The following is a 16,571-nucleotide window of genomic DNA, read 5'->3' as shown; positions in this document are numbered from 1 at the left end:
GATACCATAGTATGTTGCGAGATCTTATTATCGGATGGTATGGCGAAACAACCTATGAAGTGTTGCGCGTTATTGGCTATCTCTATCCACTTTGGTTTCCTCCACTTTTAGCTTGGATGTTTTGGGAAGTGTGGCTTCGTTATATTCGTTACTTATTTTTTGCGAATACAAAATATGTACTGCTCGAAATTCGTTTACCAAAAGAAATTACAAAGTCTCCAGTAGCGATGGAGCTAGTAATTCAAGGTTTATACCAAACAGGAGGTGAAAGTAACTTTTTTGCTAAATATTGGGAAGGTAAAGTTCGTGCATGGTTTTCTCTCGAACTCGTGTCTATAGGTGGAGAAGTTCATTTTTATATTTGGACTCGAGCAAATATGAGAAATATTGTAGAAGCACAAGTGTATGCTCAATATGCAGAAGTTGAAATCCGTGAAGTAGAGGATTATACACGACCAGTTGCATATGACCCAGAAAAGAATGAAATTTGGTCTTGTGAATATACACTTACCAATCCAGATCCACTCCCAATTAAGACATATATTGATTATGGATTGGACAGAGATCCTAAAGAAGAGCATGAGAACAACCCATTATCAACAGTTGTTGAAACGTTGAGTTCTATCAAGCCTACAGAAAATATTTGGGTGCAGTTTGTTATTCGAGCTCATAAAAAAGAAAAAAGAGGAGGCTTTTTGTCTAAGGCACAAGACTGGAGTGGTGAAGTCGACTCACTTCGAAAAAGATTTTTTACCAGTGTAAAGGATGAAGGAAGAACCACTCTTACTGATGAAGAAAAGAAGCTTGTGGATGCATTACACCGAAGTGTTCAAAAATATGCATTTGATACAGGTATTCGTGCACTCTATATTGCAAATAAAGGTGCATATGACAACACAACAGTAACAAGCATACGAGGATTGTTGCGACCATTTAGTACTGGATATGCAGGTAAGCTCGAAGAAGTAGAATTAGGTAAAGTGCAACGACATTATTCTGCATTCAATAGTTTTAAACCAAATGGAGCACCTGATTTTGATTACCCATGGGAAGATTACAAAGATATTCGAGCAAATTACATTCGTAGAAATGCACTTGACGCATACAAGCGAAGAATGTATTTTTATGCTCCATACGAGATGAAAAGCATGGTGTTAACAACAGAAGAGCTTGCTACCATGTTTCACTTCCCAGGAGCTACAGTTGCATCACCAGGCTTAGACCGTATACAATCTAAACGTGCTCAAGCTCCAACAAATCTTCCTACATAATTTATATGAAATTTTACAGGTTTAAAAAAAGATGGATACTATCTGCTCTGGCGGTACTTACGGGAGCCATAGTTGTGCTCTCGTTTTATGTGTTTTATTTTCGTGCACCATCAGCATTTCCGGATTCAACAGTTGTAGCTGTATCTGATGGAAAAAGCTTATCTAGTATTGCCAGCGATTTAAAAAATCAGAATGTAATTCGATCTCCTTTTTGGTTTGTGAATTTTGTACTTTTCCTAAAGCATGAACGACGAGTAGTGGCGGGAGAATATTATTTTGACTACCCTGTAAACGTATATGAAGTTGCCCGAAAACTAACGAAAGGAGATTTTAATGTAGCCCAGCTTAAGACTACAATTCCTGAAGGATCAACTGCATTTGAAATTTCAAATATCATTAAAAAGAATTACCCTGATTTTGACACTCAAAAGTTCCTGACTCTTGCTCAAGGTAAAGAAGGATTCTTGTTTCCAGATACTTATAAATTTGGAGCAGATGTACAGCCTGAAAAAGTTATTTCTATACTAACATCAACATTTGATAAAAAAATTCAACAACAAGATATTGCTGATGCAATTACTGCATCGGGAAGATCAGTAAGTGATGTAATAATCATGGCTTCTATTTTGGAAGGTGAAGCGAGACAAACACGCACACGCCAAATTGTAGCTGGAATTCTTTGGGAACGAATTCGGCTGGGAATTCCACTTCAGGTAGACACTGCATTTCGTTATGTAAATGGTAAGACAACAAAAGATTTAACGTTGGCTGATCTTAAAATAGATTCTCCGTATAATACGTATTTATACAAGGGACTGACTCCAACTGCAATTTCAAACCCAGGGCTAGATTCTATTTTATCTGCAGTTACTCCTATACAAACAGAGTATTTGTATTTCTTAACCGATGATGATGGAAATATGCATTATGCAGAAACTCTAGAAGAACACGCACGAAATAAGAATAAATACTTAGCAAATTAATGTATGAAAAAAGTATACTTAATAATCTTTTTAGTAATTATTGTTGGACTAATTGGTTCAATAGTTACCTATAAAAAAGCTCCAGAAATTATTAATCCGCCTGAAGTCGTAAAAGTGGATCAGATGATTCAGCATACAGTAACTCGAGCAAATGGTAGCTCTATAGTTCTTACTGCTCCTGAATCATACTCAATAAATGTTGCTGCTGAGGGATTGGGACGAGCTCGTTTTATGGCATGGAGCCCAGATGGCAAGCTTTTTGTAACAGACATGCATGATCTTTCAGATAATTCTTTGGGAAAGATTAATATCTTAAGTGGATTTGATCGAACAACAAATACATTTGCATCAACGACTGTATATGCAAGTAAATTACGAAATCCAAATAGTGTAGCTTTTTATGAGGATAATGAAGGAAAAAACTGGATCTATATTGCCCTTACTGACAGATTAATACGTTATCCATACTCTGCAGGTGATATTGCTCCTCAAGGAAAACCTCAAATCATTGCTCGGTTTCCTGACTATGGTTTAAGTTATAAATATGGAGGATGGCATCTTACTAGAACTGTTTCTATTCATGATGACAAAGTATATGTATCTGTTGGATCAAGTTGCAATACATGTGAAGAAAAAGAAGCCGAGCGCGCATCTATTATTCAAATGAATCCCGATGGATCAGAACCAAAATTCTTTGCTCGAGGATTGCGCAACGCTGTAGGCCTCATTTGGATAGATAATGTACTGTATGCAACAAATATGGGAGCAGATCACCTTGGAGATGATGTTCCTAATGATATGTTTTATAAAATCATGCCAGGAAACCACTATGGCTGGCCATATTGTTATGTTAAAGATGGTTTGATATTTGATGACACAAGTGTTGAATGGAAAAATAAAACAGTACTATGTGATTTAGTGCCTACAACATTTGCTAATTTACCAGCTCACTCAGCTCCATTAGGTGTTTCCTATTTTAACAATCAGTTTTTAGTAGCTCTACATGGCTCTGGAAAACCCGAGCTTGGTGCTGGATATAAAATAGTAAGTATTAATCAACAGGGAAGCACTACTGACTTTATTTCTGGATTTAAACAAGGCCCAGATATTTATGGACGTCCTGTAGATATTCTGCCACTATCAGAATCATCATTCTTTTTTACTGATGATTACAAGGGCTTGCTTTACTTTGTGAGTAAAAAATAGTGTGGTATAGTCTTTTCCTATGAATAAAGGTAAGCGCGTATTTGTAGGTATGTCAGGCGGAGTTGATAGCTCCGTCTCTGCTGCGTTGCTCAAAGATGCAGGATACGATGTTACTGGCGTATTTATTAAAGTATGGCATCCCGATTGGTTACCATGCGAATGGAAAGAAGAACGACGCGATGCTATGCGAGTAGCAGCTCACCTCAATATTCCATTTTTAACTATTGATTTAGAACAAGAATACAAAAAGTCTGTTGCAGACTATATGATTGAAGAGTACCGAAAAGGCCGAACTCCAAACCCAGATGTAATGTGCAACAAAGAAATTAAATTTGGATCTTTTCTACAGAAAGCTCTAGAGATGGGTGCAGATTACATCGCTACAGGACACTATGCTCAGATTTCGAATGCTATTTTAAAAGAAGGTGCAGATCAAAACAAAGATCAATCATATTTTTTATGGACACTTACAGATAAGCAACTAAAACATGTGCTTTTTCCTGTAGGACATCTTACTAAGCCTGAAGTTCGAAAGCTAGCTGAAAAATATAAACTTCCAACAGCAACTAAAAAAGATAGTCAGGGAATTTGTTTTATTGGGAAAGTAGATATGCGTGAATTTTTGAGTCACTATATCAGTCCAATTCCAGGCAATGTGGTAAATGAAAAAGGCGAAATAATAGGGAATCACGAAGGCGCATTATTTTACACTATTGGCCAGCGCCATGGATTTATAGTTACTGAAAAAACTCCTCATGATAAGCCGTACTATATTGTAGATAAAAACACTGATGCAAACACACTCACAGTATCGCAAAAGTTCTCTGAACATGATTTAAAGACAGTTTATTCAGTGGGCTTAACAGATGTAAACTGGAATCAGAATTTCGCTATTGATATATCAAAAAAATATTCAGCTCGAATCAGATACCGTCAGGACCCTCAGGAATGTATGATTTCTAATAATGAAATTATATTTTCTATGCCTCAGCAAGGTGTATCAGTAGGTCAATCAGTAGTTGTCTATGATGGAGATTTGTGTTTTGGTGGAGGAATCATCAATACAGTGAAGCTGTAGCTTTGGTATACTATATATCTATGGCACAAGAAACACCCTATGTTGTAAAAGCAAACGGTAAGAAAGAACCATTTGATATATTAAAGTTGGAACATTCTTTACGAAATGCTGATGCAACCCCTGATACTCTACAGAAGATTACAAAACATATAATTCAAGAACTAGAAGATGGTATGACAACGCAAGATATTTATAAACATGCGTTTTCACTTCTCCATAATATAGAACGTCGATCTGCGCTTAAGTATTCAATGCGACGAGCCGTAATGGATTTAGGTCCTTCAGGATTTCCCTTTGAACGATTGGTAGCAGAAATATTTAAGCAAAAAGGGTATGAAGCTGTAACAGATAAAATTGTTGAGGGATCATGTTCAGATCATGAAGTTGATGTTGTTGCTTGGAAACCAGATAGTCTTATTATGTGTGAGGCAAAATTTCATGGTCAGCTAGGGCTCAAATCGGATCTTAAAACTATTTTGTATGTAAAAGCACGTTTTGATGATCTTTCAAAGAAGACCTATACCTTTGGAGCAGAACCACAACCTTTATCTGAAGGGTGGCTTGTTACTAATACAAAATTTACTATAACTGCAATCAAATATGCAGAATGTCAGGGTATGAAAGCAATTGGCTGGAACTATCCACTTGATGGAAACCTTCACGATCTTATTGATTCAACAGGGCTCCACCCACTAACATGTCTTCATTCATTGAGTGACCATGATAAAAAAGAACTACTCAGCAAAAATATTATTTTGTGTAAAAATTTAGTTGAGGATCCAAGCATATTAGTTGGATTGGGATTGAATGATGCAAATATAGAAGCGGTTCTGGAGGAAATTGCTCTTGTGGGAGAAATGGGGATTGGTGCATAACACATTTTACACAAGCTCAAGTGACGACTATAATTAAGGAGTAACAAATAATTTACAGAACGCTATGGATAATCAGAATGTGCGCTTAGCTATTAGTTTTATTGCCGGTCTTATTGTGGGATTTGGAGGGTACTGGCTTGTTGCTCAGCAGCAAGGAGATATTATCGATCGAACTGAGCAATCAAATACTACAGCATCGACAACAGCATTAGTAATGCAAGGAGATAATGGAGTGGCTGTTTCAAATCAAGCTGCTGGTAAGACTGTGAAAATCGACAATGTGGTACTAAAGAATCCAGGATGGGTAGCAATTCATGATAATAACAACGGTGTCCCCGGACGAATTCTTGGTGCTCAAGTATTTGATTTTGGCAAGTCTTCTGGAACTGTAGAATTACTTCGAGCTACAGTAGCAAGTACATCTTATATTGCAGTTTTGCATAATGATGATGGAAATTATAAAAACTTTAATCTGCGAACTGATCTTCCATTAAAAGACAATGCGGGAGCAATGGTAATGACAACATTTACAACACTTTCACAATAATTTTATGGAATTTATTTTCAATCCAGATTTAGCACCTTATTTTCAACTGACACTAGCAACTTTATTGGGAATGCTTCTCGGGATTGAAAGACTCCTTATTGGAAAAACGGCTGGACCACGAACATACGCACTAGTATCTATGGGTTCTTGTCTACTTACGGTAATATCTCTTACCGCAGCAAATTATTATCCAGTACTATCAAAAGCTGATCCAGTTTCAATTGTTGCTTCTGTAATTACAGGTATTGGCTTCATTGGTGCAGGACTTATTATTTTTAAGGGCTCAAAATTGTCTGGCCTTACTACAGCTGCAGGGATTTGGGTCGCTGCTGCTATTGGTATTGTTGTAGGCTTTAGTCATTATCTTCTCGCACTTTTTGCAACATTTCTTACACTGTTTGTATTTACTCTCATGTGGAACTTTGAAAACAAAATTAAGAAGATGGTAGATAAACAGCCTCATCACCACAATCACGAAGAGTAACAATGAAATTATTCACCTCTACAAAAAGTGCACTGCTGATTTTAGCTCTTTTTGTATCGGTGGTAAGTCCTGTTGTTGTAAAAAGCGCTGAATTTTCATCTGAAGCTCAGCGCTTTTCTGATATCTCTCAACACATTGTAGTAATTCAAAATACAACTCAAGAATTAGAATCTCAATTAAAATCTTTCATAGAGAAATCTGTTTCAGATCATATATATGTTATTTCAAAATTACCACAAAATCAGACACGAAGTATTGAGTCTCTAAATTCATATGTAAATCCGCTCCGGTTAGAACTTATAGAAAATATTTATACTCAACTTTCACATACAGACACTCTTACTGCAACTGTCTTAAAAGATTTAGAAGCAGAGGTCCTCGTTACATTGGATGCTATGCATAAGGGACTTTCAGAATTAGCTAATGAATCTGATTATTTTGGTAACTATTCAGCAGATATAAAAACTGAAATTACTAAGGCTTCACAAGCTATTACATTAGCGCGAGATGCTTTGTCGAAAAATCAAGGTGATCTAGTATTTAAAGATTCAGATAGTGACACACTTTCAGACTTTGATGAGGTGCATGTATTTAAAACAGATCCATCTATTTTTACTTCACAAATAATCCCATCACAATATCAAGATCCTCATACTGCTGGAATTACTGCTTCAAACATTTTTGAAGTAAGAAACATTTCATACGTAGCAAGTTCATCAACTGATAGTAAAAGTATTGTAGTAGAAGGTACGGCACTTCCGAATAGCACACTAACGTTATTTATATATAGCAATCCTATAATCGCGAGTGTAAAAGCAAATGCTCAGGGTTTATGGAAATATATAGTTACAGATCCACTTGAAGACGGAAATCATACTTTGTATATAGCATCAGTAAATGGGGAAGGAACAATAGTTTCTAAAAGTGAACCCACTTCATTTTCGAAAACTCCGAAATCTATAGTTCTCGAAACAGTAGGACTCACGCAAGATGTTCTCGAAGCTAGGAAAGACAAGTTACAAAAAAATATTATACCGTTATTAGTTGGGGTATTGGCAATTGCGGGACTATTTATTGGAGTTGTTTATCGTATGTTGAAAAACAATTTTCTCCCACCCATCAGTCATTGACTTTTTATAATAATTATAGTATAAATAGATGAGCGAGCACAGCCAGCGTGGTTGTGTTCAACTGTTCCAACTCGTTCCCTAAAGGAGGGAAACGTGCGAATTGCTATCGTATTGTTGGTGATGCTTTCGAGCGTCACCACGACTCAAGCCGGCTACATTGTGAGTGAACCCGCTCGCGCAGAAGCATTGGCCGCCCCAAAGGCAGCCAGCGCCCTGTTCGATCTCGGAACCACGTACAGTAGTGGGTCGGCACCCGAGATGAAGCTGCAGACACCCACCGAGACGGTCATCGCAGACTATACTGGCTTCGTCGCCAGTCAACCTGCAAGCATCTCCATCACCAACGACGGTGGTGGGGCTGTGAGGATGGCGATCGGCTCGACGTTCACCAACGTGGTGCGGCCGTCGGTGTCGGGCAATACACTCGTCGTGGTACTGACGTCGTCAGCACCGCAAACGAGTGTCACGCTCAGCAGCCTCACGATCAACGGCGAGGCGCAACCGACGCTTACAACGTCGGGACCTGCCGGCCGGGTAACCCGTGAGTTTTACGGGGTGCCAAGCTTCGCCAGCATGACGCTGACCGCGAACCTGACGTACACACTCAACGGGCCGATCTTCAAACCGGCACCGGGTGATACCACGGTGGAGTTCTACTTCACCACTACGTCGGCTCCGGTTCCCGAACCGGCAAGCGCGGGCTTCGTCGTCGCCGCAGCATGTGCTCTTCTAGCCCGCCGCAGGAAGCGGTAGGCACAGTTCCTCATTCTCGTGAAAGGTCATTCATGATCCCAACGAATAAAGGTCGTAGTTGTCCGGATGACGACTACGACCTTTAATCTACCCAAAATTTAAAAAATCTATGAGACTTTTTGTTATTTTGTAATAACACATTCTAAAAATCCACTTGTTGGTACTGCAGGCACTGAGACACCTTCACCACAATTTGGTGTATTTCCTTCAATAAACCATCGTATAGCATATGATGTGCAAATATTGTTGCTAATAGCGAGGCACTGATACACTATTCCTCGAATATCACTACCTTCAACAATAAGAGATTTTGTATCTGAAGGTAATCCGGAAATATATGAGCTAATTTCGTCATTAAACGTATCACTTTCTGTATACTCAGTGTTATAACAAGTATCATTTGGATTACTTGCTCCCAGACAAAACCCTGAATTAACACCCATACCACTGATTCGTGGATATGAGTCGTTGTCAGTTTGATACAAAGCAAACGCATTCATATATTGCCGGGCTGTTTGCAATTTATACACAGCATTTGCTCTACCTGTTGCTGTTTGTACACTTGCGAGCACTACAGATGAGAGTAATGAGATGATAGCTATTACAACAAGAAGTTCTATGAGAGTAAATCCATAACTACTGTTTTTCTGAAAGATTTTCATAGGCCCGAATAAATTATTTTCTTTTTACAAGATTGCGTATATATTCTTGAACCGTAAGAATACTACCATTTTCATCTATGATTTTATTTTCTATTCTATGAGCAATAAACCAATAAATTCCAAATGAAAGTGTTAAAAATATAACCGTACATATTATTAATACAATGAGCGCTTGCTTTTCATTCTTAACTAATTTTGTGCGCAACAGAAACTTAATCATAGTAGGAGTTTCTGGCGCACCAAAAAGCTTTGGAGATCGGATGTGAAATTCCCGATCTATTTGTTGTGAAGGTTCTTCAAATTCTACATCTGCCATATACTCTAGTATAAGTTATACGTTATAATACGTCCATGTCTGATTTTTATAAAACATCCCGTCATATAGATTGGAATTACGGTGGACCCAAATGGAAGCTTTCTCGATCAAAGATAGATCTCTTTATGGAGTGCCCACGGTGTTTTTATATTGATAATAAACTTGGGCTCGCTCGACCCCGAGGTCCTTCATTCACATTAAACATTGCAGTTGATGCATTACTTAAAAAAGAATTTGATATCCATCGAAAAGCAAAATCAGCACATCCTTTAATGAAGGCATATGGTGTAGATGCTGTGCCTTTTGCACATAAAGAACTCGACGATTGGCGAGAAAATTTTGTTGGAATTCAAGTAACTCATAAACAAACTGGTCTTACTATTTCTGGAGCAATTGACGATGTGTGGGTTGATCCAAAAGGGAACTTACTCGTTGTTGATTATAAAGCCACAGCAAAAGAAGGAAAGTTGGAATCACTTGAGGATACAAAATGGAACATACAGTACAAGCGACAGATGACTATCTATCAGTGGCTGCTTCGAAAAAAAGGTTTTGATGTGTCTACTACAGGATACTTTGTATATGTAAACGGCAGGGCAGACAAAGAGGCATTTGATGGCAAATTAGAATTTGATGTCACACTTATTCCAAGTGAAGGTGAAGACACCTGGGTTGATAAAGAAATAGTTAAAATAAAAACATGTCTTGATGATGATCGAATACCTGAATATTCTAAAGAGTGTGATCACTGCAGATTTATCCAAGCATATGGAGATGTCCTGCGAAAGAAAGCGGGAGCAACTAAGAAGAAATAAAATTCATTAAGATTTTATTAAAAAGTGCATAAATCTCTTTACATCTAAAATAAGAAGAGCATACTATTTAAAGTCCCTGTTCACTTGTGGAGGAATGGCTATGGCCCAAGCACACGGACGGGCTGCACAAATCCTCGAAAACTTGCAAATCCACGGGGTGGATCTTGATGCGGCGACCAACGGCGACCGCACACAGTTCACCCAACAGTTGGAGATGCAAGTCCGCGAGGCTATCCAGAGGGGCGATCACGGAGATTACACCCCGTATCAAGCTCACCTCGATAGTAGGCACTCAGTAGGACAGACCACCTAACGGCCTGCCCTTTTTTATTTCTAAATAATGAGTACAATAGCGATATGGAAAAAGATGATTTGATACAACATCTCGAACAAGAGACTCAGGTATTTAAGAATACTGCGATAAAAGATGCATTTTTAGCAATTGATAGAAAAGACTTTGTTGAGCCAGATTATGAAGTAGAAGCATATGAAGACTATGCATTACCAATGATCGATGGTCAGACATTTACCAAACCTACAGCTCTTGGCTATATGCTTGAGCTTTTAGACCCAAAAAAAGGTCATACTGTTTTAAATATAGGTTCGGGAAGTGGATATTTGGCTGCACTTTTGGCACACATGGTAGGTGAGGATGGCAAAGTACTAGCACTTGAAATCAATCCTGCTATTTTAGAATTGAGCAAAAAGTATTTAAGCAAATATAAAGATCTCCCAATAGAATTAGTTCAGGCTGATAAAGATACTGGATACTATCGAGGTGCTCCATATGACCGAATTGTTTCTGGAGTAGCTTTTCCTAATAAAGAGACAGCAATGGAACTTATGATCCAGCTTGTGCATGGCGGAATCATGGTTATTCCTATTGGTGACAAACTCATTCAGTTCGAACGAGTTAGCGATGATGATTTTTACGAAACAGAATTCGAAGGCTTTTTGTTTGATGATTATATAGGTAAAGGGGCAGATAAGCCTGAAGGTGATGACGAGGATATGGACCAGGATGACAATCAAGACGATGATAGTGACGACGGACAAAATGATAAAATAACTGACGAATACTAATTCAGTATGACGCTCAAAGAACGACAAGATGCATTAGAAAAAATTAAAGAAGAAGTTCTAGTTCTTAAAAATGCACTTGTCGATCAGCGGCTCAAGAATAGTATGTTTCCGGTAATAGGTGATGGTAAGCATAATGCAGAGATTATGTTTGTTGGTGAGGCTCCTGGAGCCAATGAAGCCAAGCAAGGAAAGCCATTCGTTGGTGCATCAGGAAAATTTCTCAATGTGTTACTGGCTCATGTGGGCTTAGAAAGAGAAGATGTGTATATAACTAATATAGTTAAAGATAGACCTCCAGAAAACAGAGATCCTACAGCAGCTGAGATAGATGCATATGGTCCGTTTTTAGACAGACAGATAGATATCATTCAACCAAAAGTTATTGCCACGTTGGGAAGGTTTTCTATGGAGTATGTGATGAAGCGATTTAAAATGGATGATCAAATAGAACCTATTTCAAAAGCGCACGGTAAGGCCTATGTGACAAAGGCGTCATATGGAAAGGTGAATATAGTCCCTTTATATCACCCCGCAGTAGCACTGTATAATGGGGGAATGCGTCCGGTATTACAAAAAGATTTTCAAATTCTGAAACAGTATGCAAAAAAATAAAAAAGAATCTGCTGATATCGTTGAATTAAAAAAAAGACTAGATGAAGTATCTCATCTCAATTCTGCAGTTGCTATTTTAAGTTGGGATCAGGAAGTAAATATGCCTAAGAAAGGTTCTGAAAAAAGAGCTGGAACAATTGCTCATCTAAGCAGCATCGTTCATAAAAAGTTTACGGTAATAGATCATGATGGTCTTTTAACTAAACTCAAGCATGAAGCTGAAGCTAATAAACTAGATCAAGATAGCACGGCTATCATTCTTGAAACATGGAAATCATATGAACGACAGGTAAAACTGCCAGATGAATTTGTGTGGGAAATGGCAGAATTGGCATCTAAAGCACAAACTGTTTGGGCTCAGGCGCGAAAAGAAAATAATTTTAAGTTATTTCAACCTTATTTAGAAAAGATAATAGAAATGAAACGACAGGAAGCTAAGTATATTGGCTTCAAAGACTCTCCCTATGATGCACTTATAGATGCCTTCGAGCCAAATATGACAGCCCGAGAAGCTGCGCAGATTTTAAATGATCTTAAAGATTTCCTCGTGCCATTTCTTGCTGAGATCAAAAAGAAAAAGAAGAAGATTAATGCTAAAAAGATACTTGGAAAGTTTCCAATACCAGAACAATTTGAATTTTCAAAATTTGTAGCACAAAAGATGGGCTATGATATGGATGCTGGGCGAATAGATATTAGCAGTCATCCCTTTGCAACAAATTTTCATTCACAAGATGTGCGTTTTACCACGCGATACAATGAAAAGAATGTTCTTGAAGCACTTGGTGCAACTATTCATGAGACTGGTCATGCTCTGTATGAACAAGGAATTCTCTCCGAAAACTTTGGAACTCCATTGGGTGAAGCTATATCTCTTGGTATTCATGAATCGCAGTCTCGATTATGGGAAAATATGATAGGAAAGAGCAAGCCATTCTGGAAATTTTTGTATCCAAAACTACAAAAAGCATTTCCAAAACCCTTTAAGAGTGTCTCTGTCGATGAGTTTTATGAAATTCTCAACAAGGTAGAGTCATCTCTTATCAGAATAGAAGCTGATGAGATAACCTATAATCTTCATATTATTATTCGCTTTGAAATTGAACGGGAACTTGTAGAAGGAACATTAGAAGTAAAAGATGCACCGAAAGTATGGAATCAGAAGTATAAAGATTATTTAGGTATTGATGTTCCAGATAATGCTCGAGGAATATTACAAGATGTGCACTGGTCTGGTGGAGGAGTGGGATACTTTCCAACCTATAGTTTTGGAAATCTCTATGCTGCTCAGTTTTTTAACGCAATGCGAAAAGATATTCCAGATCTTGATAAAAAAGTTGCAAAAGGAGACTTGTTGCCACTACGTGAATGGCTTCGCGCAAAAATCCATGCTCATGGAAAACGATTTACTGCAGCAAGTCTAGTTCAAGAAGTAACAGGAGAACCACTTAATGCTGCATACTTTTCAGCGTATATAAAAGAGAAGTTTGGTAAGCTCTACGGAATTTAAGTATAAAAAAATTCAAGGCCCGACAAAGTCAGAACTTGAATGTGATGCCCGAATAGATCATGACGTCAGCCTTGCGACCGTCGCCCGGTTCCTCGAACGGGATGTACCCGAAGACGCCCGGCAGCGTAAGGGTGATGTTGCTGCCCACGTTCCAGCGCGCGCCGAAGCCGTACTGGAAGAACGCGGACTCATTGTTGCTAAGGAACTCCTGGTTGTACTGCAGCCCAACCATTTCGAATGTGGTGAGCTGCGGAATTCCGAACGCTCCCTTCCACTCGTGCGTCACGCTGGGAAGCAGCACGAACGCCCCGGATGAGGGGAACCAGTCGACGATGTTGATATAATCGACCCGGAGCTCCGGCCTCAGCGTGTGACCTTCGCCGAGGTTGAAGGTCTTCGAAGCCGTCCCCCAGACGATGAGCCAGTCCGTACCGGCCACCGTGTCGGCGGGATTGAAGTTGACGTAGCTCGTGTTGAGCTTCACGTCAACGTCGGCGATCTTGCCCTTCCACCCCAGGGTGAAGTCGGGGCCTTCGTCTCCGAAGTTGTCGCCCCAGGTGTTGTCGTCGGTGCCGACCATCCCGTAGATGTTGACGAAGAACCCCGCCGTCAGGTCGACCGTGAGGTCAGCGGTGATGACCGGCTCGTCGAAGAGGTTCCTCGACACCCGGTTTTTCAAGACTGCGCTCTGGTAGTTCACCGACAGGCTGCCGTGGGGCCTCCAGTCGAGAACGTTGGAGGTCGGTGCGCCGGACTCCTTGCCGCCGAGCTTGTCGGTGTCGGCGGCCTTGCTCATGCTGACCGGCAGCAGGAGCATCAATACCGCGATCAAGTACTTGATCTTCATACCAACCTTTCGCTTGGAGCATACTCAAAGGGGGATACAACCCCTGATGAGCAGCTCAATCCGTGCGTAATACTACACATTAAATACACTTCGTCAATATGTGGCAATTTGCTGACGTAACCGTCTATAGTATATAGTTCATCCAATATCATATTTATTTACCCATGAAAACAACCTGGAATTTAGACCTGTTATATACATCTGGGAAAGATCCACAGATAGAAAAGGATTTACTCGGCTATGAAAAACTTTGTGCTACTTTTGAAAAGAAATATAAGAAAGATGTTAGCTATTTAGACAATCCAGAGAGTCTTTTAAAAGCACTTAAAGATTATGAAAAGTTTTATGAGGATGCTACAGCTTCAAAAGCCTACGCATATTTTAATTATCGAAAAGATTTAAATAGCACTGATCAAGAAGCCGAAGCTGAATCAAACAAAATCTCTCAAAGATTAGCAAAATCATCAAATAAAACACTGTTTTTTGAAATAGAATTAGGGAAGATCTCTAAAGATCGGCAGAAAGCTATTTTAACCAATCCAGAATTCAGTAAATACAAATACTTTCTTGAGCGAATTTTTATTACAGCTAAGTACAATCTTACTGAAGCTGAAGAGAAAATTATGAACTTGAAATCACTTCCTGCACGTGGAATGTGGGTTGATTCACAAGAAAAACTTCTTAATCAGCAATCTGTAACTTATAAAGGTCAGCAAATTGCGCTTCCTGGAGCACAAAACATGCTTACTGAATTGCCTACTAAAGAACGCCGTATGTTGGCAGATAAAGTAAATGAAGTGCTTAAGAGTATCTCACATTTTGCTGAAGCTGAATTAAATGCAATTTTAACTGATAAAAAAATCAACGATGAATTACGAGGACTAGCCAATCCTTATAGTGCAACTATTATTGGTTATCAAAATGATGAAAAAGCTATCATAAACTTTGTACAAACAGTGACTCAGTATTTTTCTATTAGCCATAGATTTTATAAAGTTAAAGCCAAGCTCCTTAAAGAGGAAAAGCTAGAGTACGCAGACCGTGCTGCAAAAGTTGGAACACTCAAATTAAAGCTCAGTTTCGAGGAATCATTGGAAATACTACGAAAAGCATTTGGCAAAGTAAATCCTGAATATGTAACTATTCTAAATAGATATGTAGAACAAGGGCAGATAGATGTATTTCCTCGAGTGGGAAAACGAGGTGGGGCATATTGTTCAAGCAATGTGGGGCTTCCAACATTTGTGATGCTCAATCATGTAGACAATCTCAAATCTCTTAAAACATTTGCTCATGAAATGGGACATGCCATTCATGCAGAATATAGCAAAACCCAACCAGCGCTGTATCAGGGTCATACTATTTCGGTTGCAGAAGTAGCAAGTACTTTGTTTGAGAACTTTGTTTTTGAAGAAGTATTTGAAACACTTACTGCAAAAGAAAAGATAATAGCACTTCACGACACTATAAATGACAGTATAAGTACTATATTCAGACAAATAGGAGGATTTAATTTTGAATTGGATCTCCATACAACACTTCGAGAAAAAGGCGCACTTTCTAAAGAAGAAATTGCAGAACTTCACAATAAGAATATGAAGGCATATCTCGGCCCACAATTTGAGATGAAAGAAAATGATGGATACTTCTTTGTAAATTGGCCGCACATTAGATACTTCTTTTATGTGTACTCATATGCCTATGGAGAACTTATTAGCCGAGCATTGTATGAAAACTATAAGAAAGACCCAGCATATATTAAAAAAATTGAAGAATTCTTGAAAGCTGGTGGATCAAAATCTCCTGAAAAGATTTTCAAAGATATTGGAATTGATACATCAAAACCACAGTTCTTTATTGATGGATTAAAGAGTATTGAAGAAGATATTAAAAAACTTGAAGAGCTTACTGCATAGGCGTATACTTGAGATACTATGTTTGAGTCACTACATAACGAAGAATTTACTCGTGATAAAATTCCTGAACTAACATATAGATTGAGTGCAATAAAAGTTCGTGTTGAAGACTTAAAAACCAAGCATCCTATTCAAGATCAGGTTTCTCAAAATATTAGTTTTCTAAATATTACAGGGAATCTTTTAGCTTCATTAGGCACAGACTTAATGATTATGGATCGTGATAGTAAGCTTGATGATGAGGAAAGTCAGCAGATAGTTCAAGAAAATTTCCAAACATTCGTTCAAAAAATCAAAGCACTAGAGACCTATTGTGAACTTTTAGAACAACATGAAGAATTAGCGGTTGCTGAAATGGGTGGACAAGAAGGGCATTATGCAGATCTACAAAAAGAAGTAGACGCACATCATGATAAATCTGGTGCTATTGAAACCTATATTGAACGACTAGTACAGGAAAACTCAGTAATGAACTAAGCCTTT

The 16,571-nt window shown here is 38.6% G+C and carries 18 protein-coding genes; 15 read left to right on the top strand and 3 right to left on the bottom strand.

The genetic code is table 11. The features are described 5' to 3' along the window. Positions 1 to 11: 11 nt before the first annotated feature. The 9 genes from V4519_03135 to V4519_03095 all read left to right on the top strand — a co-directional run bounded on the left by V4519_03135 (position 12) and on the right by V4519_03095 (position 8,327). Positions 12 to 1,271 carry a hypothetical protein gene (locus tag V4519_03135; protein ID MES2436983.1) on the top strand — a complete coding sequence of 420 codons (1,260 nt, stop codon included), beginning with the start codon at positions 12 to 14 and terminating at the stop codon, positions 1,269 to 1,271. 5 nt (positions 1,272 to 1,276) lie between these two features. Next, positions 1,277 to 2,254, top strand: coding sequence for an endolytic transglycosylase MltG (mltG, locus tag V4519_03130; protein ID MES2436982.1), 978 nt, complete (start codon positions 1,277 to 1,279; stop codon positions 2,252 to 2,254). 3 nt (positions 2,255 to 2,257) lie between these two features. Continuing rightward, positions 2,258 to 3,460 carry a glucose/sorbosone dehydrogenase gene (locus V4519_03125; protein MES2436981.1) on the top strand — a complete coding sequence of 401 codons (1,203 nt, stop codon included), beginning with the start codon at positions 2,258 to 2,260 and terminating at the stop codon, positions 3,458 to 3,460. Between the two features lie 19 nt (positions 3,461 to 3,479). Next, a complete protein-coding gene (mnmA, locus tag V4519_03120; protein MES2436980.1) occupies positions 3,480 to 4,538 on the top strand; it encodes a tRNA 2-thiouridine(34) synthase MnmA in 1,059 nt (352 codons plus the stop codon). Between the two features lie 20 nt (positions 4,539 to 4,558). Next, positions 4,559 to 5,413, top strand: a complete 855-nt coding sequence (locus tag V4519_03115; GenBank protein MES2436979.1) for an ATP cone domain-containing protein — start codon at positions 4,559 to 4,561, stop codon at positions 5,411 to 5,413. Between the two features lie 64 nt (positions 5,414 to 5,477). Then, a complete protein-coding gene (locus V4519_03110) occupies positions 5,478 to 5,960 on the top strand; it encodes a hypothetical protein (protein MES2436978.1) in 483 nt (160 codons plus the stop codon). A gap of 4 nt (positions 5,961 to 5,964) precedes the next feature. Further along, positions 5,965 to 6,444: an MgtC/SapB family protein gene (locus V4519_03105; GenBank protein ID MES2436977.1), complete on the top strand. Its 480-nt coding sequence runs from the start codon at positions 5,965 to 5,967 to the stop codon at positions 6,442 to 6,444. A gap of 2 nt (positions 6,445 to 6,446) precedes the next feature. Then, on the top strand, positions 6,447 to 7,574 hold the full coding sequence (locus V4519_03100; protein MES2436976.1) for a hypothetical protein: 1,128 nt from the start codon (positions 6,447 to 6,449) through the stop codon (positions 7,572 to 7,574). A 93-nt stretch (positions 7,575 to 7,667) separates the two neighbouring features. Then, positions 7,668 to 8,327 carry a hypothetical protein gene (locus tag V4519_03095; protein MES2436975.1) on the top strand — a complete coding sequence of 220 codons (660 nt, stop codon included), beginning with the start codon at positions 7,668 to 7,670 and terminating at the stop codon, positions 8,325 to 8,327. A 122-nt stretch (positions 8,328 to 8,449) separates the two neighbouring features. Here the strand turns inward: V4519_03095 and V4519_03090 are convergent, their stop codons facing one another. Continuing rightward, positions 8,450 to 8,989: a type II secretion system protein gene (locus V4519_03090; protein MES2436974.1), complete on the bottom strand. Its 540-nt coding sequence runs from the start codon at positions 8,987 to 8,989 to the stop codon at positions 8,450 to 8,452. 13 nt (positions 8,990 to 9,002) lie between these two features. After that, the gene (locus V4519_03085; GenBank protein MES2436973.1) at positions 9,003 to 9,305 is read right to left on the bottom strand and encodes a hypothetical protein; all 303 of its coding nucleotides are present in this window, start codon (positions 9,303 to 9,305) and stop codon (positions 9,003 to 9,005) included. Positions 9,306 to 9,340: 35 nt separating this feature from the next. On the opposite strand from V4519_03085, the gene V4519_03080 reads away from it, so the two are divergent. The 4 genes from V4519_03080 (at position 9,341) to V4519_03065 (ending at position 13,325) form a co-directional block, all read left to right on the top strand. Further along, positions 9,341 to 10,120: a PD-(D/E)XK nuclease family protein gene (locus V4519_03080; protein ID MES2436972.1), complete on the top strand. Its 780-nt coding sequence runs from the start codon at positions 9,341 to 9,343 to the stop codon at positions 10,118 to 10,120. A 357-nt stretch (positions 10,121 to 10,477) separates the two neighbouring features. Further along, positions 10,478 to 11,203: a protein-L-isoaspartate O-methyltransferase gene (locus tag V4519_03075; protein MES2436971.1), complete on the top strand. Its 726-nt coding sequence runs from the start codon at positions 10,478 to 10,480 to the stop codon at positions 11,201 to 11,203. 6 nt (positions 11,204 to 11,209) lie between these two features. After that, on the top strand, positions 11,210 to 11,815 hold the full coding sequence (locus V4519_03070) for a uracil-DNA glycosylase (GenBank protein MES2436970.1): 606 nt from the start codon (positions 11,210 to 11,212) through the stop codon (positions 11,813 to 11,815). After that, positions 11,802 to 13,325 carry a carboxypeptidase M32 gene (locus V4519_03065; protein MES2436969.1) on the top strand — a complete coding sequence of 508 codons (1,524 nt, stop codon included), beginning with the start codon at positions 11,802 to 11,804 and terminating at the stop codon, positions 13,323 to 13,325. The genes V4519_03070 and V4519_03065 overlap by 14 nt, the downstream gene beginning before the upstream one ends. Before the next feature lie 28 nt (positions 13,326 to 13,353). On the opposite strand, the gene V4519_03060 is transcribed toward V4519_03065, so the two are convergent. Next, positions 13,354 to 14,172 (bottom strand): hypothetical protein, encoded by an 819-nt coding sequence (locus V4519_03060; protein MES2436968.1) that lies wholly within the window; start codon positions 14,170 to 14,172, stop codon positions 13,354 to 13,356. A 164-nt stretch (positions 14,173 to 14,336) separates the two neighbouring features. Between V4519_03060 and V4519_03055 the strand changes: the two genes are divergently transcribed. After that, the gene (locus V4519_03055; GenBank protein MES2436967.1) at positions 14,337 to 16,088 is read left to right on the top strand and encodes a M3 family oligoendopeptidase; all 1,752 of its coding nucleotides are present in this window, start codon (positions 14,337 to 14,339) and stop codon (positions 16,086 to 16,088) included. 18 nt (positions 16,089 to 16,106) lie between these two features. Further along, entirely contained in the window at positions 16,107 to 16,565 is a 459-nt protein-coding gene (locus V4519_03050; protein MES2436966.1) for a hypothetical protein, read from the top strand. The last annotated feature ends 6 nt before the right edge of the window (positions 16,566 to 16,571 follow it).

The sequence above is a fragment of the Patescibacteria group bacterium genome, assembly GCA_040387855.1.
GTDB lineage: Bacteria > Patescibacteriota > Minisyncoccia > Phycocordibacterales > JAKAEA01 > JAZKCY01.
Note: the sequence above shows the minus strand (reverse complement) of the source record. Positions and strands in the feature narration are given on the sequence as shown.

Coding starts and splice junctions, on each gene's coding strand:
- V4519_03090 (MES2436974.1), bottom strand. CDS start 8,989: ATGAAAATCTTTCAGAAAAACAGTAGTTATGGATTTACTCTCATAGAA.
- V4519_03080 (MES2436972.1), top strand. CDS start 9,341: ATGTCTGATTTTTATAAAACATCCCGTCATATAGATTGGAATTACGGT.
- V4519_03115 (MES2436979.1), top strand. CDS start 4,559: ATGGCACAAGAAACACCCTATGTTGTAAAAGCAAACGGTAAGAAAGAA.
- V4519_03070 (MES2436970.1), top strand. CDS start 11,210: ATGACGCTCAAAGAACGACAAGATGCATTAGAAAAAATTAAAGAAGAA.
- mnmA (MES2436980.1), top strand. CDS start 3,480: ATGAATAAAGGTAAGCGCGTATTTGTAGGTATGTCAGGCGGAGTTGAT.
- V4519_03100 (MES2436976.1), top strand. CDS start 6,447: ATGAAATTATTCACCTCTACAAAAAGTGCACTGCTGATTTTAGCTCTT.
- V4519_03105 (MES2436977.1), top strand. CDS start 5,965: ATGGAATTTATTTTCAATCCAGATTTAGCACCTTATTTTCAACTGACA.
- V4519_03085 (MES2436973.1), bottom strand. CDS start 9,305: ATGGCAGATGTAGAATTTGAAGAACCTTCACAACAAATAGATCGGGAA.
- V4519_03050 (MES2436966.1), top strand. CDS start 16,107: ATGTTTGAGTCACTACATAACGAAGAATTTACTCGTGATAAAATTCCT.
- V4519_03055 (MES2436967.1), top strand. CDS start 14,337: ATGAAAACAACCTGGAATTTAGACCTGTTATATACATCTGGGAAAGAT.
- V4519_03110 (MES2436978.1), top strand. CDS start 5,478: ATGGATAATCAGAATGTGCGCTTAGCTATTAGTTTTATTGCCGGTCTT.
- V4519_03135 (MES2436983.1), top strand. CDS start 12: ATGTTGCGAGATCTTATTATCGGATGGTATGGCGAAACAACCTATGAA.
- V4519_03065 (MES2436969.1), top strand. CDS start 11,802: ATGCAAAAAAATAAAAAAGAATCTGCTGATATCGTTGAATTAAAAAAA.
- V4519_03060 (MES2436968.1), bottom strand. CDS start 14,172: ATGAAGATCAAGTACTTGATCGCGGTATTGATGCTCCTGCTGCCGGTC.
- V4519_03125 (MES2436981.1), top strand. CDS start 2,258: ATGAAAAAAGTATACTTAATAATCTTTTTAGTAATTATTGTTGGACTA.
- mltG (MES2436982.1), top strand. CDS start 1,277: ATGAAATTTTACAGGTTTAAAAAAAGATGGATACTATCTGCTCTGGCG.
- V4519_03075 (MES2436971.1), top strand. CDS start 10,478: ATGGAAAAAGATGATTTGATACAACATCTCGAACAAGAGACTCAGGTA.